Annotated in this window: 19 protein-coding genes; 17 read left to right on the top strand and 2 right to left on the bottom strand. The window is 70.6% G+C overall.

Annotated features, from left to right (window positions below):
* Nucleotides 1–19: 19 nt before the first annotated feature.
* From N553_RS0113370 to N553_RS0113295, 15 genes are all read left to right on the top strand, one after another.
* A complete protein-coding gene (locus N553_RS0113370; protein WP_028046940.1) occupies nt 20–1,585 on the top strand; it encodes a UDP-N-acetylmuramoyl-L-alanyl-D-glutamate--2,6-diaminopimelate ligase in 1,566 nt (521 codons plus the stop codon).
* Complete coding sequence (gene murF / locus N553_RS0113365) at nt 1,582–3,030, top strand: UDP-N-acetylmuramoyl-tripeptide--D-alanyl-D-alanine ligase (RefSeq protein WP_028046939.1); 1,449 nt, start codon at nt 1,582–1,584, stop codon at nt 3,028–3,030. The genes N553_RS0113370 and murF overlap by 4 nt, the downstream gene beginning before the upstream one ends.
* The gene (mraY, locus tag N553_RS0113360) at nt 3,027–4,115 is read left to right on the top strand and encodes a phospho-N-acetylmuramoyl-pentapeptide-transferase (protein WP_028046938.1); all 1,089 of its coding nucleotides are present in this window, start codon (nt 3,027–3,029) and stop codon (nt 4,113–4,115) included. The genes murF and mraY overlap by 4 nt, the downstream gene beginning before the upstream one ends.
* Nucleotides 4,108–5,556: a UDP-N-acetylmuramoyl-L-alanine--D-glutamate ligase gene (gene murD, locus N553_RS0113355; protein ID WP_028046937.1), complete on the top strand. Its 1,449-nt coding sequence runs from the start codon at nt 4,108–4,110 to the stop codon at nt 5,554–5,556. Before mraY ends, murD begins: the two co-directional genes overlap by 8 nt.
* Before the next feature lie 23 nt (nt 5,557–5,579).
* On the top strand, nt 5,580–6,833 hold the full coding sequence (ftsW, locus tag N553_RS0113350) for a putative lipid II flippase FtsW (RefSeq protein ID WP_028046936.1): 1,254 nt from the start codon (nt 5,580–5,582) through the stop codon (nt 6,831–6,833).
* Nucleotides 6,826–9,393, top strand: coding sequence for a UDP-N-acetylmuramate--L-alanine ligase (murC, locus tag N553_RS25920; protein ID WP_034622439.1), 2,568 nt, complete (start codon nt 6,826–6,828; stop codon nt 9,391–9,393). Before ftsW ends, murC begins: the two co-directional genes overlap by 8 nt.
* A gap of 77 nt (nt 9,394–9,470) precedes the next feature.
* Nucleotides 9,471–10,352 carry a cell division protein FtsQ/DivIB gene (locus N553_RS0113335; protein ID WP_231505276.1) on the top strand — a complete coding sequence of 294 codons (882 nt, stop codon included), beginning with the start codon at nt 9,471–9,473 and terminating at the stop codon, nt 10,350–10,352.
* Between the two features lie 243 nt (nt 10,353–10,595).
* Nucleotides 10,596–11,852 carry a cell division protein FtsZ gene (gene ftsZ / locus N553_RS0113330; RefSeq protein WP_028046934.1) on the top strand — a complete coding sequence of 419 codons (1,257 nt, stop codon included), beginning with the start codon at nt 10,596–10,598 and terminating at the stop codon, nt 11,850–11,852.
* A gap of 5 nt (nt 11,853–11,857) precedes the next feature.
* Nucleotides 11,858–12,580: a peptidoglycan editing factor PgeF gene (pgeF, locus tag N553_RS0113325; protein ID WP_028046933.1), complete on the top strand. Its 723-nt coding sequence runs from the start codon at nt 11,858–11,860 to the stop codon at nt 12,578–12,580.
* 178 nt (nt 12,581–12,758) lie between these two features.
* Complete coding sequence (locus N553_RS0113320; protein ID WP_028046932.1) at nt 12,759–13,256, top strand: cell division protein SepF; 498 nt, start codon at nt 12,759–12,761, stop codon at nt 13,254–13,256.
* Nucleotides 13,257–13,259: 3 nt separating this feature from the next.
* Nucleotides 13,260–13,544 (top strand): YggT family protein, encoded by a 285-nt coding sequence (locus N553_RS0113315; RefSeq protein WP_028046931.1) that lies wholly within the window; start codon nt 13,260–13,262, stop codon nt 13,542–13,544.
* 134 nt (nt 13,545–13,678) lie between these two features.
* Nucleotides 13,679–14,362: a DivIVA domain-containing protein gene (locus N553_RS0113310; RefSeq protein WP_028046930.1), complete on the top strand. Its 684-nt coding sequence runs from the start codon at nt 13,679–13,681 to the stop codon at nt 14,360–14,362.
* A gap of 200 nt (nt 14,363–14,562) precedes the next feature.
* Nucleotides 14,563–15,024: a TraR/DksA family transcriptional regulator gene (locus N553_RS0113305; protein WP_028046929.1), complete on the top strand. Its 462-nt coding sequence runs from the start codon at nt 14,563–14,565 to the stop codon at nt 15,022–15,024.
* A gap of 20 nt (nt 15,025–15,044) precedes the next feature.
* Complete coding sequence (gene lspA / locus N553_RS22700) at nt 15,045–15,752, top strand: signal peptidase II (protein WP_081844588.1); 708 nt, start codon at nt 15,045–15,047, stop codon at nt 15,750–15,752.
* Nucleotides 15,745–16,683, top strand: coding sequence for an RluA family pseudouridine synthase (locus N553_RS0113295; RefSeq protein ID WP_028046928.1), 939 nt, complete (start codon nt 15,745–15,747; stop codon nt 16,681–16,683). Before lspA ends, N553_RS0113295 begins: the two co-directional genes overlap by 8 nt.
* A 21-nt stretch (nt 16,684–16,704) precedes the next feature.
* On the opposite strand, the gene N553_RS0113290 is transcribed toward N553_RS0113295, so the two are convergent.
* Together N553_RS0113290 and N553_RS0113285 are read right to left on the bottom strand one after the other, a co-directional pair.
* Nucleotides 16,705–17,790, bottom strand: coding sequence for a right-handed parallel beta-helix repeat-containing protein (locus N553_RS0113290; RefSeq protein ID WP_028046927.1), 1,086 nt, complete (start codon nt 17,788–17,790; stop codon nt 16,705–16,707).
* 100 nt (nt 17,791–17,890) lie between these two features.
* Entirely contained in the window at nt 17,891–18,991 is a 1,101-nt protein-coding gene (locus N553_RS0113285; protein ID WP_028046926.1) for a right-handed parallel beta-helix repeat-containing protein, read from the bottom strand.
* A gap of 348 nt (nt 18,992–19,339) precedes the next feature.
* Between N553_RS0113285 and N553_RS22695 the strand changes: the two genes are divergently transcribed.
* Complete coding sequence (locus N553_RS22695) at nt 19,340–19,801, top strand: GNAT family N-acetyltransferase (RefSeq protein WP_156043841.1); 462 nt, start codon at nt 19,340–19,342, stop codon at nt 19,799–19,801.
* A gap of 59 nt (nt 19,802–19,860) precedes the next feature.
* Nucleotides 19,861–23,400, top strand: a complete 3,540-nt coding sequence (gene dnaE / locus N553_RS0113275; protein WP_028046925.1) for a DNA polymerase III subunit alpha — start codon at nt 19,861–19,863, stop codon at nt 23,398–23,400.
* The last annotated feature ends 36 nt before the right edge of the window (nt 23,401–23,436 follow it).

Raw genomic sequence — 23,436 nt, 5'->3', positions numbered from 1 at the left:
CCCAGGGTAGATTCTCCCCATGACGACCCCGGCTCGGATGCGCCCGAAGCATCCCGCAGCACACCGGGTCGTCGACCTCGTCGGTGCGTTCGGCCTGGTCACGGCAGGTCTGCCCGTAGCCACGGACGCGACGCTGACCGGTGTGAGCCTGGCCAGCGGTGACGTGGTCGCCGGTGACGTGTTCGTCGCCGTCCCCGGCCTCAAGGTGCACGGTGCGACGTACGCCACGCAGGCGGTCGACGCGGGCGCCTCGGCGATCCTCACGGACCGGGCTGGTCTCGAGATGCTCGGCGCGCTGGCAGAGCGCGTGCCCGTCCTGCTGACCGAGGACCCCCGCGGGGTCGCCGGACCGGTTGCGGCGTGGGCCCACGACGATCCCGGTAGCCGGCTCGTCACGCTCGGCGTGACCGGGACCAACGGCAAGACCACGACGACCTACTTCGTCGACGCTGCCCTTCGCGCCGCGCACCGGCTCACCGCGCTGCTCGGCACCGTGGAGCTGCGGATCGGCGACGACGCGATCGAGAGTCCGCGGACGACGGTCGAGGCACCCGCTCTGCAGGCTCTGCTCGCAGCGGCGCTCGAACGGGACGCGACGGCCGTCGCCATGGAGGTCTCCTCGCACGCCCTCGCGCTGGGCCGGGTCAACGGGCTCGTGTTCGACGTCGTCGGGTTCACCAACCTGCAGCGCGACCACCTCGACTTCCACGGTGACATGGAGGGGTACTTCCGGGACAAGGCGCGCCTGTTCGCCCCGGGCCAGGCACGCCAGGGAGTCGTCGTCGTCGACGACGAGTGGGGTCGACGGCTGGTGTCCGAGGCGCGGATCCCCGTGCAGTCGCTCTCGACCCGCGTGGGGTCGGGCATCGACGCCGACTGGGCCGTGACCGCGGCGGACGTCGGGCTCGACGGTGTGGGCTCCACGTTCACGCTGCGTGCCCCCGACGGCACGGAGCACGAGGCTGCGAGCCCTCTGCCCGGCCTCGTCAACGTGTCGAACGCAGCCCTGGCCGTCGTCCTGGCGCACGTTGCGGGGGTGGACCTCCCGGTCGCGATCGAGGCGGTCGGCCACGCTGACGAGATCCCCGGCCGCATGGAGCGGGTCATCGAGCGTGGCGACGGCTTCCCGCTGTCACTCGTCGACTACGCGCACACGCCCGACGCGCTGACCCTCGCGCTGCAGGCCGTCCGGCCGATCACCCCCGGCCGGCTGATCCTCGTCTTCGGCTCGGACGGCGACCGGGACCAGGGAAAGCGCCCGATCATGGGCGAGATCGCCGCCGAGCTGGCCGACGTGATCGTCGTCACGGACGAGAACCCACGATCCGAGGAGCCGGCGGCCATCCGGTCGGCCATCCTTGACGGAGTGCGCGTCAAGCGCCCCGACCTGGCCGACGTCCACGAGGCGACGAGCCGTGCCCAGGCCATCCGCGACGCCCTCGCCCTCGCCGACGAGCGGGACACCGTGATCATCACGGGCAAGGGTCACGAACCGACGCAGGAGATCGCTGGAGTGTTCCACCGGTACAACGACCGGTCCGTGCTGCTCGCCGTGCACGAGAACCGTCAGGAGCTGCACGCGTGATCGCCCTGACAGCGGCCGAGATCGCGGCCGCGACGGGCGGCGTGCTGTGCGGAGACGTCGACCCGGCGCTGCTGGTCGGCGGTCCGGTGGTCATCGACTCCCGCGAGGAGGTGCTCGGCGGCCTGTTCGTCGCGCTCCCGGGTGAGCACGTCGACGGTCACGAGTACGCGTCCGTCGCTGTCCAGGCAGGTGCGGTGCTCGTGCTCGCAGCGCGGGAAGTGGTGGGCGATGGCGGCCGCACCGTGCCGAGCGTCGTCGTCCCCGATGTGGAGAAGGCCCTCGGTGACCTCGCCCGTGTGGTGCTGGAGCGGTTGCGCGAGGCGTCGTGGGAACCGGGCGGCAGCGGGCTCAAGGTCATCGGCATCACCGGGTCCGTCGGCAAGACGACCACCAAGGACCTGCTCGCACAGCTGTGCGGCAGCGTCGGACCTACCGTCGCGCCCGTGCGCTCGTTCAACAACGAGATCGGGCTTCCGCTGACCGTCCTGCGCGCCGACGAGTCCACGCGCTTCCTCGTGCTCGAGATGGGCGCCAGCGGTCCGGGGCACCTCACCTACCTCACGCAGATCGCGCCGCCGGACGTCGCCGTCGTGCTGGTCGTCGGGCAGGCGCACCTGGGCGGCTTCGGCGGGATCGAAGCGGTCGCGCGAGCGAAGGCCGAGATCGTGCAGGGTCTGGTGGGGGACGGTGTCGCGGTCCTCAACATCGACGACCCGCGCGTCACGGCCATGGCTCCGCTCGCACCCGGCGACGTGGTGACCTTCGGCGCCGCGCCGGAGGCGTCGGTGGGAGCCCGGGACGTGGTCCTGGACCGCGCCGGACGTGCGCGGTTCACGCTCGTGTCCCGTTCGGAGCGAGGCGAGCGAACCGCAGCGGTCGAGCTTCGCCTGGTCGGTGAGCACCACGTGCACAACGCCCTCGCCGCCGCAGCAGCGGCCGTGGCCCTCGGGCTGGACGTCGACGCGGTCGCGTCAGGTCTGACCGCCGCCGACGCCCTCAGCCCGCACCGCATGCACGTCGTGGACCGCGCCGACGGCGTCACGGTCGTCGACGACTCCTACAACGCGAACCCCGACTCGATGCGCGCGGCCCTGAAGGCCCTCGCCGTCCTGGCCGGCCGTGACCGACGCTCGATCGCCGTCCTCGGCGAGATGCTCGAGCTCGGCCCGGAAGCTCGCACCGCGCACGACGCGATCGGGCGGCTCTGCGTCCGGTTGAACATCGGGCTCACGATCGTCGTCGGAGAGGGCGCCCGCGCCATCCGTGACGGTGCCAACCACGAGGGCTCGTGGGGGGACGAGGTCGTGCTCGCCGACGATCTCGACGTCGCGACCCGGTTCCTGGAGGCCGAGCTGCGCTCCGGTGACGTCGTCCTGGTGAAGTCCTCGTACGACGCCGGTCTGTGGCGTCTCGGCGACCGGCTCGTGGAGGGCGGCGCGTCATGAGGGCGCTCATGATCTCCGGCGGGCTGTCGATGATCATCGCCCTGCTCGGGACGCCCGTGTTCATCCGGTTCCTGGTGCGCAAGCAGTACGGCCAGTTCATCCGGCAGGACGGTCCGACCGCGCACTTCACCAAGCGCGGCACACCGACCATGGGCGGCGTCGTCATCATCGGTGCCACGCTGCTCGGCTGGATCGGCGGACTGCTCGCCACCCAGACGATGCCGAGTGCGTCAGCGGTCCTCGTCCTGTTCCTCATGACGGGGCTCGGGCTGGTCGGGTTCCTCGACGACTTCATCAAGATCTCGCGCCAGCGCAGCCTCGGGCTGAAGGCGCGCTGGAAGATCCTCGGGCAGGGGCTCGTCGGCGTGACTTTCGCCGTGGCGGCGCTCCAGTTCTCCAACGACAAGTTCCGCGCACCGGCCTCGACGAACATCTCGTTCATCCGGGACACCAAGATCGACCTGGCGTTCTGGGGTGTGACGGTCGGCGTCCTGCTCTTCGTCGTCTGGGCGAACTTCCTCATCACGGCCTGGTCGAACGCCGTGAACCTCACGGACGGTCTCGACGGGCTGGCCACCGGTGTCTCTCTCATCGTGTTCGGCGCCTACGTCATCGTCGGTGTCTGGCAGAACAACCAGAGCTGCCAGTTCCTCGCGACCGCGGGCCCGAGCTGCTACGAGACGAGAGACCCGCTGGACCTCGCGGTCGTGGCCGCCGCGATCGTGGGCGCGTGCTTCGGCTTCCTGTGGTGGAACGCCAGCCCGGCCAAGATCTTCATGGGGGACACAGGTTCGCTCGCCCTCGGCGGCGCGTTGGCCGGTCTGTCGATCCTCACCCGGACGGAGATCCTGGCCGCGATCATCGGTGGCCTCTTCGTCCTCGAGGTGATGTCCGACGTCATCCAGATCGGCTTCTTCAAGATGACCGGGAAACGGGTCTTCAAGATGGCGCCGCTGCACCACCACTTCGAGCTCTCGGGGTGGGGCGAGGTGACGATCGTCATCCGGTTCTGGATCATCGCCGGGCTCTTCGTGGCGCTGGGCGTCGGGATCTTCTACGCCGAGTGGGTCCGGCTAGGTGGCTGAGGTCGAGCTCGACGGCGCCCTGGTGATCGTCGCCGGCCTCGGGGTCTCGGGTCGCGCGGCAGCCGAGGTGCTCGCCTCGCGGGGGGCTCGTGTGGTGCCGGTCGACGACCGCGCCGACGACGTCATCGGCACCGACGAGCTGCTCGCCGGGACTGCGCTCGACCGAGCGTCGCTCGTCGTCGCCTCGCCGGGGCTGGCTCCGCACCACCCGCTCCTCGCCGCGGCGCTCGAACGGGGCCTGCCGGTGTGGAGCGAGGTCGAGCTCGCGTGGCGGGTGCGAGTCGACCGGGCATCGGGCGACGGTCCCGCTCCGTGGCTGGCGGTGACGGGAACCAACGGCAAGACGACCACGGTGGGCATGCTCGAGTCGATCCTGCGCGCAGCCGGGGAGCACGTCGCGGCTGTGGGCAACGTGGGGACGCCCGTCACGCTCGCAGCGGTCGACCCGTCCGTCGACGTGGTGGTGGTCGAGCTGTCGAGCTTCCAGCTGCACTTCACGCACTCGATGTCGGCGCAGGCCGCGGCTGTGCTCAACGTCGCCGCGGACCACCTCGACTGGCACGGCACCCTCGAGGCGTACGCCGCGGACAAGGGACGGATCTTCGAGCGCGCCCAGGTGGCGTGCGTCTACAACCTCGCCGACACGCGGACCGAGGACCTCGTGCGTGACGCCGACGTGGTCGACGGTGCCGTGGCCGTCGGGTTCACGCTCGGCACACCGCTCGTCGGGCAGGTGGGGCTCGTCGAAGACGTGCTGGTGGACCGCGGGTTCGCGCGCCTGCGGCACACCCACGCTGCCGAGCTCGGCACGCTCGACGACCTCGCGCACCTGGCAGGCCCGGACGGGAACGTGCCGCCGCACGTCGTCACCAACGCCCTGGCCGCGGCTGCGCTGGCGCTCGCGCACGGTGTCGAGCCCGCCGTCGTGCGCGCCGGGCTGCGTGCCTACTCCGCGGGCTCCCACCGGCTGGAGACCGTCGCCACCGTCGACGGCATCGCGTACGTCGACGACTCGAAGGCGACGAACGCGCACGCCGCGGCCGCTGCGCTCGGGGCCTTCGCCGCCGAGTCCGTCGTCTGGGTCGCTGGGGGCCTGGCCAAGGGAGCCCGGTTCGACGAGCTGGTCCGCAGCAGAAAGGACCGTCTCGCCGCCGCGGTCCTGATCGGGGTGGATCGGGAGCCCTTGCGCGAGGCACTCGCCCGACACGCACCCGAGGTCCCCGTGGTCGAGGTGGACGCCGGTGAGACTGAGGCGGTGATGACCCGCGCCGTGCACGAGGCTCGTCGGCTCGCCGTCGGCACCGCCCGGCTGCTGCCTGCTCACGGGCGCATCACCGTGCTGCTCGCCCCCGCGTGCGCGTCGATGGACCAGTTCACGTCGTACGCCGCCCGAGGTGAGGAGTTCGCCGCCGCCGTGCGTGCGCTCGGCGAGGACGTGTGAGCAGGGCGGAGGGGAGCCTGGGCATGACCGCGACGACCTCGCGACCCGCCCGGGAGCCTGCACGCGAGCCGACCGTGCCGGGGCGGTCGGGGTCGATGCTCGGGCAGTGGAACAGTGCGGTCACCAGCTACTACGTGCTCATCGGTGCGGCGGCGCTGCTGCTCGTGGTCGGGCTCGTGATGGTCCTGTCGAGCTCGAGCGTGGAGTCGCTGGACAAGAACGGCACGCCCTACGCCGTGTTCCTGAACCAGGCGCAGTTCGCGCTGATCGGCCTGCCGATCCTCATCGTGCTGTCGCGGATGCCGGTGCGGATCTTCAAACGGTTCGCCTGGCCGGTCCTCGGCGCGGCGATCCTGTTCCAGCTGCTGGTGTTCGTGCCGCACGTGGGCACAGGCGTCGGCGGAAACCAGAACTGGGTCCGGATCGGTGGCATCAACGCGCAGCCTTCCGAGGCGATCAAGCTCGCGCTCGCCGTGTGGCTCGGCGCCGTCCTGGCTCGCAAGCTCCCGCTCCTGCACCAGTGGCGGCACGCGCTGGTTCCGGCGGTGCCGGTCGCCGGGCTCGCTCTCGGCGTCATCCTCGCGGGCCACGACCTCGGCACGGCGATGGTGCTCCTGCTCCTGGTCGCGGGCGCCCTGTTCGTCGCGGGTGTGCCGCTGCGGATGTTCGGCCTGGCAGCGCTGCTCGCGATCGGCATGACGGCCCTGCTGACGGTGACCAGCAAGAACCGGATGCACCGCATCCTCGACTGGGTGTCCGCGGAGTGCGACGTGCAGTCGTCCTGCTACCAGACCCTGCACGGCGGCTACGGGCTCGCCAGCGGCGGCTGGGGCGGCCTCGGTCTGGGGGAGAGCCGCGAGAAGTGGTCCTACCTGCCGGCCGCCCACAACGACTTCATCTTCGCGATCCTCGGCGAGGAGCTCGGCCTGATCGGCACGCTGCTGGTGCTCGCCCTGTTCGGTCTGCTCGCGTTCGCCATGATCCGGATCATCCGGCGGCACCCCGACCCCTTCGTGCAGATCACCACCGGCGCGATCCTGTGCTGGATCATCGGGCAGGCCCTCGTGAACATCGCCGTCGTCATCGGCCTCGCACCCGTGATCGGCGTGCCGCTCCCGCTCGTGTCCGCGGGTGGGTCGGCACTCGTCATGACCATGGCCGCCCTCGGGGTGCTCATCGCGTTCGCACGGTCGGAGCCGGGCGCTGCCGAGGCGCTCGCCGCACGGCCGAGCGTCGTGCGTCGCTCGCTCGCCGTCATCGGGCGGTCCCGTGGCTGACGACCGCCGGGTCCCGTCGGTGCTCCTCGCCGGCGGCGGGACGGCGGGCCACGTCAACCCGCTGCTCGCGGTGGCTGACGAGCTCCACCGCCGGCACCCGAACGCACGCCTGACCGTCCTCGGCACCGCGCAGGGCCTCGAGACGCGCCTCGTGCCTGAGCACGGGCTCGAGCTCGCCCTGGTCCCGAGGGTCCCGCTGCCGCGACGGCCGACCCTCGACTGGTTCCGCCTGCCCGGCCGGCTGCGTGCCGCGGTCAGGGCGGCTGGAGCCGCGATCGACGAGTCCGGCGCACAGGTCGTCGTCGGATTCGGTGGGTACGTCTCCACCCCGGCCTACCTTGCGGCCCGCCGGCGCGGGATCCCGGTCGTGATCCACGAGGCGAACGCGCGCCCGGGCCTGGCCAACCGGCTCGGCGCCCGCTGGGCGGCGTCGGTGGCGGTGACGTTCCCCGGGACGGCGCTGCGCGGCGCACAGGTCACGGGCCTGCCGCTGCGCGCGCCCATCGCCCGGCTGCTCGCCGAGCGCACCGCGGACGCACACAGCGCGCGCGTCGCCGCTGCAGCGTCCTTGGGTCTGGACCCGACGCTCCCGACGCTCGTGGTCTCGGGGGGCTCCCTCGGCGCCGTGAGCGTCAACGCCGCTGTCGCGGGTGCCGCCCGGGACCTCCTCGCCAGGGGGGTGCAGGTCCTGCACCTCACGGGTGCCGGCAAGGCTGACGCCGTGCGGTCGGCGCTCGTCGGTGTGCCGTTCGCGGAGCGGTACCAGGTGCGCGAGTACCTGACGGACATGCATCTGGCCCTGGCGGTCGCCGACGTCGTGGTCGGACGATCCGGTGCCGGCACGGTGTGCGAGCTCGCCGCTCTGGGCATCCCGGCTGTCTACGTCCCGCTGCCCGTCGGCAACGGCGAGCAGCGGCTCAACGCAGCCGCGGTCGTGGCCGCGGGCGGTGGACTGCTCGTCGACGACGGCGACCTCGATCCCGCCTGGTTGCTCGCGCACCTGCCCGTGCTGCTGGTCGGGGACACGGCTACCGAGACGCGTGCGCGGATGGGACGCGCTGCCGCGAGCGTCGGTGTCCGGGATGCAGCCGCCCGCGTGGCCCGGCTCGTCGAGCTCCAGCTCCCTGCCGCACGGAAGCCTGCGCCGGAGCCGCTGCCGGCGGCCACGCTGGGCCGGGTGCACCTCGTCGGGGTCGGGGGAGCGGGGATGTCAGCTGTCGCCGCGTTGCTCGTCGCACGAGGGCTGACCGTGAGCGGTTCCGACGCCGCCGACGGCCCGGCGCTGCCAGCGCTGCGGGAGGCCGGTGTGACGGTCCACGTCGGGCACGACGCCGCGCTCGTCGACGGGGTCGACACGCTCGTCGTGTCGTCGGCGGTGCGCGAGTCCAACCCGGAGCTCGTCCGGGCCCGGGAGCAGGGCGTCCGGGTGCTGCACCGGTCGGAAGCCCTCGCCGCGCTCATGGTCGGCCGTGACGCCATCGCGGTCGCGGGCGCCCACGGCAAGACGACGACGTCGGCGATGGTCGCGACGGCGCTGCTGGACGCCGGTGCCGACCCGTCCTTCGCGATCGGTGGCACCGTGCTCACCGCCGACGGACCTCTCGGGGGCAGCAGGGACGGCTCCGGCCGTGCCTTCGTCGCAGAGGCCGACGAGTCGGACGGCTCGTTCCTCGCGTACGCACCGCTGGTCGCCGTCGTGACGAACGTCGAGGCCGACCACCTGGACCACTACGGCTCCGTGGAGGCCTTCGAGGACGCGTTCGTTCAGTTCGCCGAGCGCATCCGACCCGGGGGTGCCCTGGTGGCGTGCGCCGACGACGCGGGTGCGGTTCGTCTCGTCGACCGTGCGCGCGCCCAGCTCACCGCGCGCAGCGTCGACGTCGTCACGTACGGCACGTCGCCCAGCGCGGACGTGGTGGTGGGGGACCTGCGACCTGACGGCTCGGCCTGGAGCGTGGATCTGACGACGCCCGACGGCGTGCTGACAGTCCGGCTCGCGGTTCCCGGCGCGCACAACGCGCTCAACGCGGGCGGCGCGTGGGCGGCCGCACGGCGCCTCGGCACGGATCCGGTCGCTGCCGCGAGCGGTCTCGCGGCCTTCCGGGGGACCGGTCGACGCTTCGAGGACCGGGGAAGCGCCGCTGGCGTGCGGGTGGTGGACGACTACGCCCACCACCCGACCGAGGTTGCCGCGCTGCTCCGGCAGGCGCGGTCCGTCGCCGCGGAGGGGCGGGTGATCGTCCTGTTCCAGCCGCATCTCTACTCGCGCACCCGGACGTTCGCCGACCAGTTCGGCGTCGCGTTCGACCTTGCCGACGTGGTCGTGGTGACCGATGTCTACGCCGCGCGCGAGGATCCCGATCCTGCCGTAACCGGCGCCCTGATCGTCGAGCGGGTGCCTACGCAGGGCAAGGCGACGTTCGTCCCCGACCGGCTGGACGCGGCGCGCGCGGTCGCGCGAGCGGCCCGGCCGGGGGACCTGCTGCTGACGGTCGGTGCCGGCGACGTCACGCTCCTGGCGTCCGTCGTGCTGGACGAGCTCTCCGGGGAGTCGGCGTGAGCCCGTCGCGGCCCACGGTGCCACGCGAGCCAGCCTCGAGCCGTCCGACGCGCACCCGACCCGCACCCACGAGGCCGGTGAGCACGCCGGTCCCCGAGCGAGCTCCCGAGCAGCCCGTGCCGACTCCGCCTGCCGGCGTCGACTCCTTCGGCCGGGTGGTGACCACCTACTCCGCGGGACGGGCCCGCGCGTACGGCGGGCCGGTCTCGCCGCCTGTGCTGTCGACGAGCTCGATCGCCCGGTTCGCCGAGCGGGCTCGCGCGCGCCGCAACCTCGCGCGCCGGCAGATGCTCCTGACCGGTGCGGTCGTCGTCGCCGTCGTCGGTCTCGGGTGGCTGCTGTTCGTGTCGCCCGTGCTCGCGCTCGACACGGCAAAGGTCGTTGTCCGGGGTGCCGGCACGGTGGTCGCGGTCGACCAGGTCCAGGCCGTCGTGGCAGCGCACGCCCGGACACCGCTGCCTCGCCTCGACACCGTGTCCTTGCGGGACGAGATCCTCGACGTCCCGGGCGTTCGTGAGGCGAGGGTGACGCGATCCTGGCCGGCCGGGCTGTCGGTGACCCTCGTGGCCCGAGAGCCCGTGGCTGCGGTGCCGGACGCCTCGTCCGGTGCGGGATTCGCGCTCCTCGACGAGGACGGTGTCCAGGTCGGGCGGGTCGACGCTGCCCCGCCAGGGCTCCCCGCGGTGGACGTCCCGGTGGGCGACAAGCGGACCCTGGCTGCGGTGCTGGGTGTGCTGCACGAGCTGCCGGCCGACCTGCTCGCACAGGTGGAGGGTGTCTCGGCGCACACGCAGGACACGGTGACCATGCAGCTGCGCGACGGCGTCCGGGTCGACTGGGGGAACGCGCACCAGACGCCTCTGAAGAGCGCGGTGCTCAACGCGTTGCGGGCGTCGCCTGCCGCGGCGGGCGCGACGGTCATCGACGTGTCGGCTCCGCGGCTGCCCATCACGAAGTAGGGCGGGCGAGATTCGTCGGCAAGTCCCGACACGCGCGGCGCGGTCGTTGATCGTGCCCGGTGCGGCACCTAGCGTCACGCCTGACAACAGAACCTGACATAACTATAACCCTCAACTAGAGGGTGAAGGTTGAAAGCCAGCCGCGGCGTGTCGCCCGGACGGCTCTCGCGGCCCGTGCCGCAACTGGCAGCAGGCGCAGCACGCAGGCACATCACGCACAGCGCAGAACGAGAGGCACCCACCGTGGCAGCTCCGCAGAACTACCTGGCGGTCATCAAGGTCGTCGGCATCGGAGGTGGCGGCGTCAACGCCGTCAACCGCATGATCGAGGTCGGCCTCAAGGGTGTCGAGTTCATCGCCGTCAACACGGACGCGCAGGCGCTCCTCATGTCGGACGCGGACGTCAAGCTCGACATCGGGCGCGAGCTCACGCGCGGCCTCGGTGCCGGCGCCGACCCCGAGGTCGGCAAGAAGGCCGCCGAGGATCACAAGGACGAGATCGAGGACGTCCTTCGCGGTGCGGACATGGTGTTCGTGACGGCTGGCGAGGGCGGCGGAACCGGCACCGGTGGCGCCCCGGTCGTCGCCCGGATCGCCCGCTCGCTCGGAGCGCTGACCATCGGCGTCGTGACCCGGCCGTTCACGTTCGAGGGCCGGCGCCGCTCGGTGCAGGCCGACTCGGGGATCGAGGCGCTGCGAGCCGAGGTCGACACGCTGATCGTCATCCCCAACGACCGACTGCTGCAGATCTCGGACCGGTCCGTCTCGGTTCTGGACGCGTTCCACTCCGCCGACCAGGTGCTCCTCTCGGGCGTCCAGGGGATCACGGACCTCATCACCACGCCCGGCCTGATCAACCTGGACTTCGCCGACGTGAAGTCCGTCATGCAGGGTGCGGGTTCGGCGCTGATGGGCATCGGCTTCGCCCGAGGCGACGACCGCGCGGTGCAGGCGGCCGAGATGGCCATCTCATCACCGCTGCTCGAGGCGAGCATCGACGGCGCGCACGGCGTGCTCCTGTCCATCCAGGGAGGTTCGGACCTCGGCCTGTTCGAGATCAACGAGGCTGCCCGTCTGGTCCAGGAGGCTGCGCACCCGGAGGCCAACATCATCTTCGGAGCCGTGATCGACGACGCGCTCGGAGACGAGGTGCGCGTCACGGTCATCGCTGCCGGGTTCGACAGCGGCTCGCCGACCGTGCGTCGCGATGCCCGCGCGCTGGGTCAGGTCTCGGGGAGCACCGCCGCTGCTGCCCGCCCGGCCCCGACGCCCGCCCAGGTCCCCTCGCCCCGCCCGGTCGTCGAGCGCGACGAGCTGCCGGTCCCGGTCGGCGCCTATGCAGGCACGGCCGGTCAGCCGGGAGTGCCGGCGTTCCTCTCGACGGAGGCGGAGCCCACGCCGATCACCGGTGCGCTCGAGGTCCCGCGGATCTTCACGGAGGACGCGCCGCGCCGCGACCGGGAGCGCGACGAGCTGGACGTGCCGGACTTCCTGAAGTAGATCGCGTGCTCGTCGACGGCGTCGACCTCGGTCACGGCATCCGGGCAGGCTTCACCTCCCGGCGCGGTGGGTTCAGCGCGGCGCCGTACGACTCGCTCAACCTCGGGCTCGCGGTCGGTGACGACCCGACGACCGTTGCGCGCAACCGCGAGGTGCTCGACGACTGGGTCGGTGCACCCGTGGTCTACGCGACCCAGGTGCACGGCACCGGCGTCGTGGTCCTGTCGCGGCCGGCAGACCTAGACCCAGGGGAGGCCGACGCTCTCGTGTCGACGTCGCCCGACGTCCCGGTCGGCGTCCTGGTGGCGGACTGCGTCCCGGTCCTGCTCGCCGATGCGTCCGCGGGAGTCGTGGCGGCCGTCCACGCAGGCCGCCGGGGGCTGGTGTCCGGTGTTCTGGAGTCTGCCCTGGCTGCGATGGCCGGCGCGGGTGCGGAGGTCGAGCACATCCGCGCCGCCATCGGCCCTGCGATCAGCGGTCGCTCGTACGAGGTTCCGGCCGAGCTTCGCGACGAGGTCGTCGCTGTGGTGCCCGAGACGTTCGCGACGACGTCGTGGGGGACTCCGGCGCTCGACCTGCCGGCGGGCGTCGGCGCGGTCCTGCGCCGGCTGGGGGTGCGTGTCGCGTACGCCTCCGACCGTGACACGTACACGGACGGCGACCTGTTCTCGTATCGACGTTCCGCGCGCACAGGGCGGTTCGCGGGAGTGGTGCGCACCGTTGCGTGACCGTCCGGACCCGAACGAGGCGAACGCTCGTGCAAGCGGGCGTGTCGCTACGCGATCGGCGCACACGCGTTGCTAGCGTGACCGGCAGAGGGAGCCCATCAGCGTCTTAGCGACCCCTGCGGGGTCGGGCGCCGGGCTCCGGGGTGGTCCGCAGAGATGCGGGGAGGGAGCCAAGGCGATGGCCGGAGCGCTGCGCAAGACGATGCTGTACCTCGGCCTGGCCGATGACAGGGCCGAGCACGAGGATTACGTCGAAGACTATGACGACGGGGAGGTCGCCGTGCCGACCGAGTACGAGGCCCAGGTCACACCGCTGCACCGTCCGAACCGGTCGGCCGTGCCGACCCAGGCGAGCGTGCACGTCCACACGCCCGCCCCCGCAGGAGAGCTGCGGCGGATCACGACGATCCACCCGCGCTCCTACAACGACGCGCGCAAGATCGGTGAGGCGTTCCGCGAGGGGACGCCCGTGATCATGAACCTGACGGACATGGACGACGCCGACGCCAAGCGTCTGGTCGACTTCTCGGCGGGTCTGATCTTCGGGCTGCACGGCGCGATCGAGCGTGTGACCAGCAAGGTCTTCCTGCTGTCGCCGGCACACGTCGAGGTGGCCGGAGAGACTGCGGCTCCGGCCGAGCAGCCGGCGCGCACGGGCTTCTACGACCAGAGCTGACGCGTGCACCTCATCGGATCGGTCCTGTACTTCGTCGTTCTGGTCTTCTTCCTGATCCTGCTCGTTCGTCTTGTTCTGGACTGGGTCCAGTTCTTCGCACGTGAGTGGCATCCGACGGGTCTCGCGCTGGTCGTCGCCGAGGTGACCTACTCGGTGACGGACCCGCCGTTGAAGGCGCTGCGGCGGATTCTGCCGCCGATCCGCATCGGCTCGATCCAGCTGGACCTGGCGTTCATGGTGGTATTCATCCTGTGCCTGATCCTGATGCGGGTCTTCGGATCGCTCTGAACCACCCATCCGTGGGCGTGTCGTCGGGGCGTGCGCCGACGACATTCTCCGATACCGTGGCCCGTGGCGGTCGGGTGGACTGCCGCCGGACCGGCTGACTCGACCGACAAGCTCTACCGACAGAGGTGACGACGATGGCGCTGCTGACTGCAGACGAGGTCCTGAACAAGAAGTTCCAGGCCACGAAGTTCCGCGAGGGGTACGACCAGGACGAGGTCGACGACTTCCTCGACGAGGTCGTGAACACCCTCCGGGACCTCCAGGGGGAGAACGAGGACCTCAAGACCAAGCTTGCCGCGGCTGAGCGCCGGATCGCCGAGCTGAGCCGAGCAGGTGCGCAGCAGGCAGCGCCCGCCCCGAAGCCCGAGCCCACGCCGGAGCCGGTCCCGGCGCCCGCGCCCGTCCTCGCGGCCCCGGTCGCTGCTCCGGCACCCGTCGTCGCGCCCGTCTCCGATGCTCCTCGCAGCAGCGAGCCGGAGTCGGCCACGGGCATGCTCGCACTCGCCCAGAAGCTGCACGACGACTACGTGCGCAGCGGCCAGGAGGAGTCGGATCGACTGGTCGGCGAGGCCAAGAGCCAGGCGAACCGCATCGTTCGCGAGGCGGAGGAGACGTCGCAGCGCACGCTCGGCCAGCTCGAGCAGGAGCGGTCGCTCCTGGAGCGCAAGATCGACGAGCTCCGGGTCTTCGAGCGGGACTACCGCACGCGCCTCAAGAGCTACCTCGAGAACCTGCTCGGCGACCTCGACAACCGGGGCAACGCGCTTCCGCCGCGCTCGGGCCAGCCGCAGCCCGTCGGAGACGCACAGAACCTCTGACGGCCACCCGTCCGGTTCGCGTCACAGGTTCGCCACAGGTATCTCCACAGGTCAGGTCGGGTTCGCCGTCACACACCACGCCGGGTTTCGTCCAGCGCGTCCGCTATGAGCGGAGTGCCAGGATTCACCCGGCGTGGTGTGTTGTGTCCGGTCCGACACCCGCATACAGTCACGTGACTTCGAGGACAGGGGGCCCATCAGTGGCCATCAACGACGCACTCAGCGCCATCGACGTGACCTCCGACGCCAAGGACCTGGCCAAGATCGTTCGGGGCCTCCCCGTTCGTGACGGCGAGAAGGCGTGGACGGCACGCGAGATCAAGGACATCGCCGAAGAGCTCACGAGCGACATCGACCGCCTGACCAGCGAGCTCGCCGCGGCCGATGCCGAGCTGTCGGACCTGCTGCGCAACTCCGGGGACGGCGCGGGCGACGACCAGGCGGACTCCGGTTCGTCTGCGCTCGAGCGGGAGCAGGAGCTGACGCTCGTGAACAACACGCGCGACCTGCTGTCCCAGACGCAGCGGGCACTCGCGCGGATCGCCAACGGCACGTTCGCGGCGTGCGAGTCCTGCGGTCGCGCGGTCGGCAAGGCGCGCCTGCAGGCGTTCCCCAGGGCCAGCCTCTGCGTCGAGTGCAAGCAGCGCGAGGAACGTCGCTGACGCGCACGTAGACTCCTGCGGTGCCCACCACCTCGGACGACCATGCTGTCGCGCCGTCGGCGAACCCTCGCCGGCGTCGGCTCCTGATCCTGCTCTCCTCGATCACGGTCGTCGTGCTGGTCCTCGACCAGCTGTCGAAGGTGTGGGCGCTGGACAACCTCGAGGAGCATGCGCGCCGCGTCCTCGTCGGTGACCTGCTCGGCCTGCAGCTGGTGTTCAACCCCGGCGCGGCCCTGTCGATCGCCACGGGGATGACCTGGGTCCTCACGGTCGTCGCGGTGGCGGTCATCGTCTTCATCGTCCGGGCCAGCCGACGGATCGGGTCACGCGGCTGGGCGATCGCCCTCGGACTGCTGCTCGGCGGGGCGCTCGGGAACCTCGGAGACCGACTGTTCCGTGCGCCCGGGTTCGCGCGAGGCGAGGTGGTCGACTTCATCGCCTACTGGAACGTGTTCGTCGGCAACGTCGCCGACATCGCGATCGTCGTCGCGGCGATCATGATCGTCATCCTGGCGGCGACCGGCGTGCACATCGACGGGACGCGGGACGGTCACGACGAGCCCTCGGACGACTCGAGCGACGATGCAGTCGCAGTCGCCGACGCCGACGCAGACGTCGACTCCGCGGCTGGGGAGGACGAACCGCCAGTGACCGACCCCGGTTCCTCGGCGACATCGACATCCGAGATCACCGAGGGTTCGCACAGCACGACAGAGCAGAATGCCTGAGACCCGCGCCATGCCCGTGCCCGACGGGCTCGTGGGCGAACGCGTCGACGCCGCGTTGTCACGCCTCCTGGGTCTGTCGCGCACGCGCGCCGCTGAGCTCGCCGAGGCCGGCGGGGTGCACCTCGACGGCAAGGAGCTCGGCAAGTCCGACCGACTCGCGGCGGGCGGGTGGCTCGAGGTCGAGATCCCGGACGTCGCCCCCGCCGCAACCATCGAGATCGTCGCCGAGCCCGTGCCGGGAATGACGGTCGTGTACGACGACGACGACGTGGTCGTCATCGACAAGCCTGTCGGTGTCGCCGCCCACCCGTCGCCGGGCTGGACCGGCCCGACCGTCGTCGGCGCACTGCTGGCCACCGGCTACCGGATCTCGACGTCCGGAGCTGCTGAGCGGCAGGGCATCGTGCACCGGCTCGACGTGGGCACGTCGGGATTGATGGTCGTCGCCAAGAGCGAGCACGCCTACACGGTGCTCAAGCGGGCGTTCAAGGAGCGCACGGTCGAGAAGGTCTACCACGCGCTCGTCCAGGGTCATCCCGAGCCGACGACCGGCACGATCGACGCGCCGATCGGACGTCACCCGAGCTCGGACTGGAAGTTCGCGGTCGTCGCGGGCGGCAAGCCGTCGGTGACGCACTACGAAGTGCTCGAGATGCTGCCGGCCGCGTCGTTGGTCGAGGTGCACCTGGAGACAGGACGCACGCACCAGATCCGTGTGCACTTCGCGGCCTTGCGGCACCCGTGCGTCGGCGACATCACCTACGGCGCGGACCCGACGCTCTCCGCGCGCGCCGGACTGTCCCGTCAGTGGCTGCACGCCATGCGACTGGGCTTCCACCACCCGAGCACCGGTGACTGGCTCGAGCTGACGAGTGAGTACCCGGACGACTTGGCGCGGGCGCTCGCAACCCTCCAGGACGGCTACGCGTAGCCATGCGACGCGGTGAGCGCGCTACGGCGTGCAGACCACTCCGACGCACTGCGGCTCGTTGCCGTTACCGCGCGCGGTGTTGCCTCCCAGGTCGCTCACGCCCGAGACGTTGATGCCCCACCCCGTGTTGCGGCGGGCGTCGTTGCCTCCGACGCTCACGACGCTGCCCGACGTGACGGCGAGCACCAGACCGTCTCCGTTGAGCCGGAACGTGTTGTCCTGCACGAGGGTGGGGCTGAACTCCTCCTCGACGAGCCGCAGGGTCGTGCCGTTGGCGCGGAACGTGTTCCCGACGACTGTCGCCCCGGCGATGCCGATCGTCACGGCGGTCGTGTTGCCGACGAACATCGACCCCGAGATGTCGGCGTGAACGGTCTCGCTGCGGACGGCCACGTCGGACCCGGTGAACGTGCTGTCGGTGATCGCGAGCTCGCCGAAGGAGAACCAGCTGGCGTCCACAGCCACGGGGTTGTCGATGAACGTCGACCGTACGACGGTCGCGCGGCTCTCGGCCACGGAGATCGCGACACCGTTGCGCACGAAGCGCGTGTTCGTCAGTGTCGAGGTTCCGCCGGACAAGGCTGTCCTGTTGTCCATGAACGTCGTGCTGCTGATGTCGAACTCGGGAAGGAAGGCGGAGACGAGCGCGAACTCCCTGCTGCCGGTGAACGTCGAGCCGGTGATCGTGACGTCCTTGGTGTGCAAGGTCCCGTTGTCAGGGTCGGACGCATTCAGGCCGGTGCCGTTGTCACGGAACGACACCTTCTCGACGTGGAGCGGACCGTGGCCCATGTCGGTGGCCGCATAGACGCCCAACGCGGTGTCCCACCCGGTCAGTGTGCCGTTCTTCACGGTCGCGTCGCCGGCGGAAGCGACAGACACCCCGACGCCGCCAGCTGTCCCTTTCACGGTGTGGCCCTTCAGGTTGAGGTCGACGCCGGGCGCCAGTAGCAGCCCCGGACCGGCGCAGACGAGGTCGGCCCGCAGCACGGTGTCGACGGTGAGCGTCGAGCCGCAGGCAGGTGGAGGATCCGCGCTCGCCGGGGTCGCGACGAGGATGCTCGAGCTCGAGAGCACGAGGCAGGCGACGATCGTGGTCACGCGCATGGGAACCTCCGGGTTGTGCGTCTCGAGCGGTTGTCGAACGGAGCCGGGGTCAGGATGCGGACCGGGTGCCCCTGGTGCGAGTGCTGGCGGATGACGCCGGTCACGACTGCCGGGGTGCCCCGCACACGACTCCCACGCACTGCGGGTCGTTGCCGTTGCCCGCGGCGGTGTCCCCGCCCAGGTCAGTCGCACCGGGGGCACTGATTCCCCAGCCCGTGTTGCGCCTCGCCTCGTTGCCACCGATGCTCACGAGCGCGTTGGCGTTCTCGAGCAGGAGGCCGTCGGCGTTGAGCCGGAAGGTGTTGCCCTGGATGAGAACCGCCGACTCCGGGGTCTCGGACAGCGTCACGGTCGTGTGGTTGGCACGGAACGTGTTGTTCACGAGTGATCCGCCGAAGTGGGGCAGGATCACGGCGGTGGTGTTGGCGAGGAACGTCGACCCTGAGATGTCGATGGTTCCGTATCCCGCGCCGTTCACGTCGACAGCGACGTCGGAGCCGGTGAAGCGGCTGGCGGTGACCGCGAGCCAGTTCTCGCGGTTGGTGACCACGGCGTGAGGGTTGCTCGTGAACGTCGAGCGATCGACCGTCGTGTGGTTCTCCGTGAGGCTCAGTCCCGTGTCGTTTCGCGCGAACTGCGAGGCTGTGACCTGAAGGGTGCCGGCGCCGCTGAACACCGCGGTCTGGTTCTCGGTGAACGTCGTGTGGTCGACGGTGAGGTCGGCGTAGACGGCGCGGATCCCGGAACGCCCGCTGCCCGTGAACGAGGATCGGGTGATGGTTGTGGGCTTGTTGTTGAAGCCCGTGTCCTCGCTGGAGGCGTCGACGCCCAGCTCGTTGTTGACGAATGCCACCTTCTGGATGACGAGGACGCCTCGGTCGCCTCGCACGCCGTAGTTGGTCACGCCCGCTCCCCAGCCGGCCAGGGTGCCGTTGCGGATCGTCGTGTCTCCCACTGCGGGGACCGCCACGCCGAAACCGAACGCGCCGCTGCTCGAGCCCAGGGTGTGCCCACGCAGGTTGAGGTCGACGCCTGGTGCGAGCGTCAGCCCGCTGGAGTCCTCGCACCAGAGGTCGGCCTGGAGCGCTGTGTCGACTGTCAGCGTCGAGCCGCAGGTGGGTTGGGGCGGCGCTGCGCTCGCCGGGCTGGCGACGAGCACGGCGACGCTCATGAGCGTCAGGCCCGAAAGAGCGGCGGCCACGCGCGCGAGCGCATGCGGAGCGTGGGGGCGACGGACGTGGGGTGGCGTGGCATGCATTGCGGAGCCCCCTGTGGTTGGTGCAGGGCGACGCCGCCCTGCTCCCACCGAGACTGTCGGCCCTAAAGGTCGGGAATCAACCAGTATGTCCTGATCTCGCGGGTGAAAACCGTCGCCTTGCGGTTGTGGCCCGTGCCCGACGCGGACAGCCCGACGTCGTAAGGTCGCCCGCATGCCATCTGCTGGAGGACCCGACGACGGCCACCTCGACGCTGCCCACCCGGTGCTGGACGGCGTGGGCGCGGGGTTGGCCGTGTGCGCGGACGGCCACTCGTGATCCGGGTCGTCCCCGTGGACAGCGATGAGCTGCGCACCGCGATGAACGAGATCCGGATGGCCGTCTTCGTGGGGGAGCAAGGCGTCGACCCAGAGGTCGAGCTGGACGAGCTCGACGACGACCCGGCCACGCTGCACGTCGTGGCGCTCGACGACGACGGGAGTGCGCTCGGCACTGCCCGCCTCCTGCCGCCGCACCACAGCGGCGAGCCGGCGCACATCGGCCGCGTCGCGGTCCGTGCCGCGGCCCGCGGGCTGGGCGTCGGAGCCCGGCTCATGGCCGCTCTCGAGGCGGCGGCGCTCGAGCGCTTCGGCGTCGACGGCACGGTGGCTGTCGAGCTCAGCGCGCAGGAGCAGGCTCTCGGCTTCTACGCCCGACTGGGCTACGTCGCCCGGCCCGATCGGTACCTGTCCGAGAACATCTGGCACCGGGATGCGCTCAAGGTCGTGCGTGTGACCGACACGTCCTCGGAGTAGCGACCGGACACGCCGACGGCGCCCTCAGGGTGTCGGTGCGGCGACGTAGGATCGCCCGCATGGCACCTGCTGGAGGCTCAGACTTCGTTCACCTCCACGTCCATACCGAGTACTCGATGCTCGACGGAGCGGCCCGGCTGGGTGACCTGTTCACCGAGGTCGAGCGGCTCGGCCAGACGGCGATCGCGACGACCGACCACGGCTACCTGTTCGGTGCGTTCGACTTCTGGTCCAAGGCGACGTCGGCCGGGATCAAGCCGATCATCGGCATCGAGGCCTACGTCACGCCGGGCACGAGCAGGTTCGACCAGACGCGGGTGCGCTTCGGCCAGCAGGGCCAGGAGCAGGACGACGTCTCGGCGCGTGGTGCGTACACCCACATGACTCTGCTGGCCCGGAACAACGAGGGCCTGCACAACCTCATGCGCGCGAGCTCGCTCGCCTCCCTCGAGGGCCAGATGGGCAAGTGGCCCCGGATGGACCGCGACCTGCTGCAGCGCTACGGCAAGGGGATGATCGCGACCAGCGGCTGCCCGTCCGGCGAGATCCAGACGCGCCTCCGTCTGGGCCAGTGGGACGAGGCCGTCCGGGTGGCCGGTGAGCTGCAGGACATCTTCGGCAAGGAGTACTTCTACGTCGAGCTGATGGACCACGGGATCGACATCGAGACCCGGGTCATCAAGGACCTGCTGCGACTCTCCGAGACCATCGGCGCGCCGTTGCTGGCCACCAACGACCTGCACTACGTGAAGCGGGAGGACCGTGGATCGCAGGACGCCCTGCTCGCGATCAACTCCGGGTCGACCCTGACCGATCCCGACCGGTTCAAGTTCGACGGCGACGGCTTCTACGTGAAGTCCGCGCAGGAGATGCGCCAGATCTGGTCCGAGCACCCGGAGGCGTGCGACAACACGCTGCTCGTCGCGGAGCAGTGCGAGGTCTCGTTCAACACGTCGGCCAACTACATGCCGAACTACCCGGTCCCGGCCGGGGAGGACGAGACCAGCTGGTTCATCAAGGAGGTCGAGACCGGGCTGCGGGTGCGGTACCCGGACGGGATCCCCGACGAGGTGCGCAAGCAGGCGGAGTTCGAGACCGAGGTCATCACGGGCATGGGCTTCCCGGGGTACTTCCTCGTGGTCGCCGACTTCATCAACTGGGCCAAGAACAACGGCATCCGTGTCGGGCCCGGCCGTGGTTCTGGCGCCGGCTCGATGGCGGCGTACGCGATGCGGATCACGGACCTGGACCCGCTGCAGCACGGCCTGATCTTCGAGCGGTTCCTCAACCCCGACCGCGTCTCCATGCCCGACTTCGACGTCGACTTCGACGAGCGTCGTCGCGGTGAGGTGATCCGGTACGTCACGGAGAAGTACGGCGAGGACCGCGTCGCGCAGATCGTCACCTACGGCACCATCAAGGCCAAGCAGGCCCTCAAGGACTCCGCGCGGCTGCTCGGTATGCCGTTCGCGATGGGGGAGAAGCTCACCAAGGCGATGCCGCCCGCGATCATGGGCAAGGACATCTCGCTCACCGGCATCTTCGACCCGGCCGACAAGCGGTACAACGAGGCCGAGGAGTTCCGCCAGGTCCACGCGGCGGACCCCGAGGCGCAGCGCGTGGTGGAGCTCGCCAAGGGCATCGAGGGCCTGAAGCGCCAGTGGGGCGTGCACGCGGCCGGCGTCATCATGTCGAGCGACCCGCTCATCGACATCATCCCGATCATGCGGCGCCCCCAGGACGGCGCGGTCATCACGCAGTTCGACTACCCGACGTCCGAGGGCCTCGGCCTGATCAAGATGGACTTCCTCGGGCTGCGCAACCTGACGATCCTCGACGACGCGCTCGAGAACATCGTGATGAACGGCAAGGAGCCGGTGGTCCTCGAGGACCTCGCGCTGGACGACCGGGCCACCTACGAGCTCCTCGGCCGCGGTGACACCCTGGGCGTGTTCCAGCTCGACGGCGGCGGCATGCGCTCTCTGCTGCGGCTCATGCGCCCCGACAACTTCGAGGACATCTCGGCCGTCGGCGCGCTGTACCGGCCCGGCCCGATGGGTGCGAACTCGCACACCAACTACGCCCTGCGCAAGACGGGCGCGCAGCCGGTGACCCCGATCCACGCAGAGCTCGAGGAGCCGCTCGCCGAGATCCTGGGCACCACCTACGGCCTGATCGTGTACCAGGAGCAGGTCATGGCGATCGCCCAGCGCGTCGCCGGGTACTCGCTCGGTCAGGCCGACATCCTGCGCCGCGCGATGGGCAAGAAGAAGAAGTCGGAGCTGGACAAGCAGTTCGAGGGCTTCTCGGGCGGCATGGTCGAGCGCGGCTTCTCGATGGACGCCGTCAAGACGCTGTGGGACATCCTGCTGCCGTTCTCGGACTACGCGTTCAACAAGGCGCACTCGGCGGCGTACGGCGTCATCTCCTACTGGACGGCGTACCTCAAGGCCAACTACTCGACCGAGTACATGGCTGCGCTGCTGACCAGCGTCCGCGACGACAAGGACAAGTCGGCCCTCTACCTGGGCGAAGCGCGGCACATGGGCATCACCGTCCTGCCGCCCGACGTGAACTCGTCGTCAGCCAACTTCACGGCCGTCGGCAAGGACATCCGGTTCGGCCTCACGGCGGTGCGCAACGTCGGCGCCAACGTGGTCGACGCGATCGTGCGGACGCGCGAGGAGAAGGGCGAGTTCACCTCGTTCACCGACTTCCTCGACAAGGTGCCGGCCGTCGTCTGCAACAAGCGGACCATCGAGTCGCTCATCAAGGCCGGCGCGTTCGACTCGCTGGGGCACCCGCGGCGCGCGCTGCTGCTCGTCCACGAGCAGGCCGTCGACTCCGTCATCGGCGTCAAGCGCAAGGAGGCCGAGGGTCAGTTCGACCTCTTCGCGGACCTCATGGGCGGTGACGACGCCACGCAGGGCTTCGCGGTCGTCGTACCGGACCTGCCGGACTGGGACAAGAAGCAGCGGCTCGCGTTCGAGCGGGAGATGCTCGGCCTCTACGTGTCGGACCATCCGCTGTCCGGCCTCGAGCACGTACTTGCTGCGGCCGCGGACGTCTCGATCGCGACCCTCCTCGCGGACGAAGCCCGCCCGGACGGCTCGACCGTCGTGGTCGCCGGCCTGATCACGTCGCTGCAGCGCAAGATGTCCAAGCAGGGCAACCCCTGGGCCGCGGTCACGATCGAGGACATGGAGGGGTCGGTCGAGATCATGTTCTTCGGCGAGACCTACCTGGCCTACTCGACGGCACTGGCAGAGGACGCGGTCGTCGTGATCCGCGGCCGGGTGCGGCGCCGCGACGAGACGATGCAGCTGCAGGCTATGGAGGTCTCCCTGCCTGACGTCTCGCAGGCGGCCGACGCACCGGTCGTCGTGTCGATGGCCGTGGCCCGGTGCACGCCACCGGTCGTCGAGCGGCTGCGCGAGGTGCTCGCCACTCACCCTGGTGTGACGGAGGTGCACCTGCGTCTCACCAGCCCGGGTCGGGCGACCGTCATGCGGCTCGACCACGGCCTGCGTGTACAGCGGTCACCGTCCCTGTTCGGCGACCTCAAGGCGTTGCTGGGACCGAGCTGTTTGACCTCCTGATCTCTAACGCTTGCGTTATATAACGCGCGGTGGAAA

The sequence above is a fragment of the Cellulomonas sp. URHE0023 genome, assembly GCF_000688475.1.
Classification (GTDB): domain Bacteria; phylum Actinomycetota; class Actinomycetes; order Actinomycetales; family Cellulomonadaceae; genus Cellulomonas.
This window is presented reverse-complemented; position numbering and strand designations above follow the sequence as displayed.

What these genes read in the sequence shown, in the direction of transcription:
- N553_RS0113370 (WP_028046940.1), top strand. Translation starts at nt 20, where the DNA reads ATGACGACCCCGGCTCGGATGCGCCCGAAGCATCCCGCAGCACACCGG.
- mraY (WP_028046938.1), top strand. Translation starts at nt 3,027, where the DNA reads ATGAGGGCGCTCATGATCTCCGGCGGGCTGTCGATGATCATCGCCCTG.
- ftsW (WP_028046936.1), top strand. Translation starts at nt 5,580, where the DNA reads ATGACCGCGACGACCTCGCGACCCGCCCGGGAGCCTGCACGCGAGCCG.
- N553_RS0113320 (WP_028046932.1), top strand. Translation starts at nt 12,759, where the DNA reads ATGGCCGGAGCGCTGCGCAAGACGATGCTGTACCTCGGCCTGGCCGAT.
- N553_RS0113310 (WP_028046930.1), top strand. Translation starts at nt 13,679, where the DNA reads ATGGCGCTGCTGACTGCAGACGAGGTCCTGAACAAGAAGTTCCAGGCC.
- N553_RS0113295 (WP_028046928.1), top strand. Translation starts at nt 15,745, where the DNA reads ATGCCTGAGACCCGCGCCATGCCCGTGCCCGACGGGCTCGTGGGCGAA.
- N553_RS0113290 (WP_028046927.1), bottom strand. Translation starts at nt 17,790, where the DNA reads ATGCGCGTGACCACGATCGTCGCCTGCCTCGTGCTCTCGAGCTCGAGC.
- dnaE (WP_028046925.1), top strand. Translation starts at nt 19,861, where the DNA reads ATGGCACCTGCTGGAGGCTCAGACTTCGTTCACCTCCACGTCCATACC.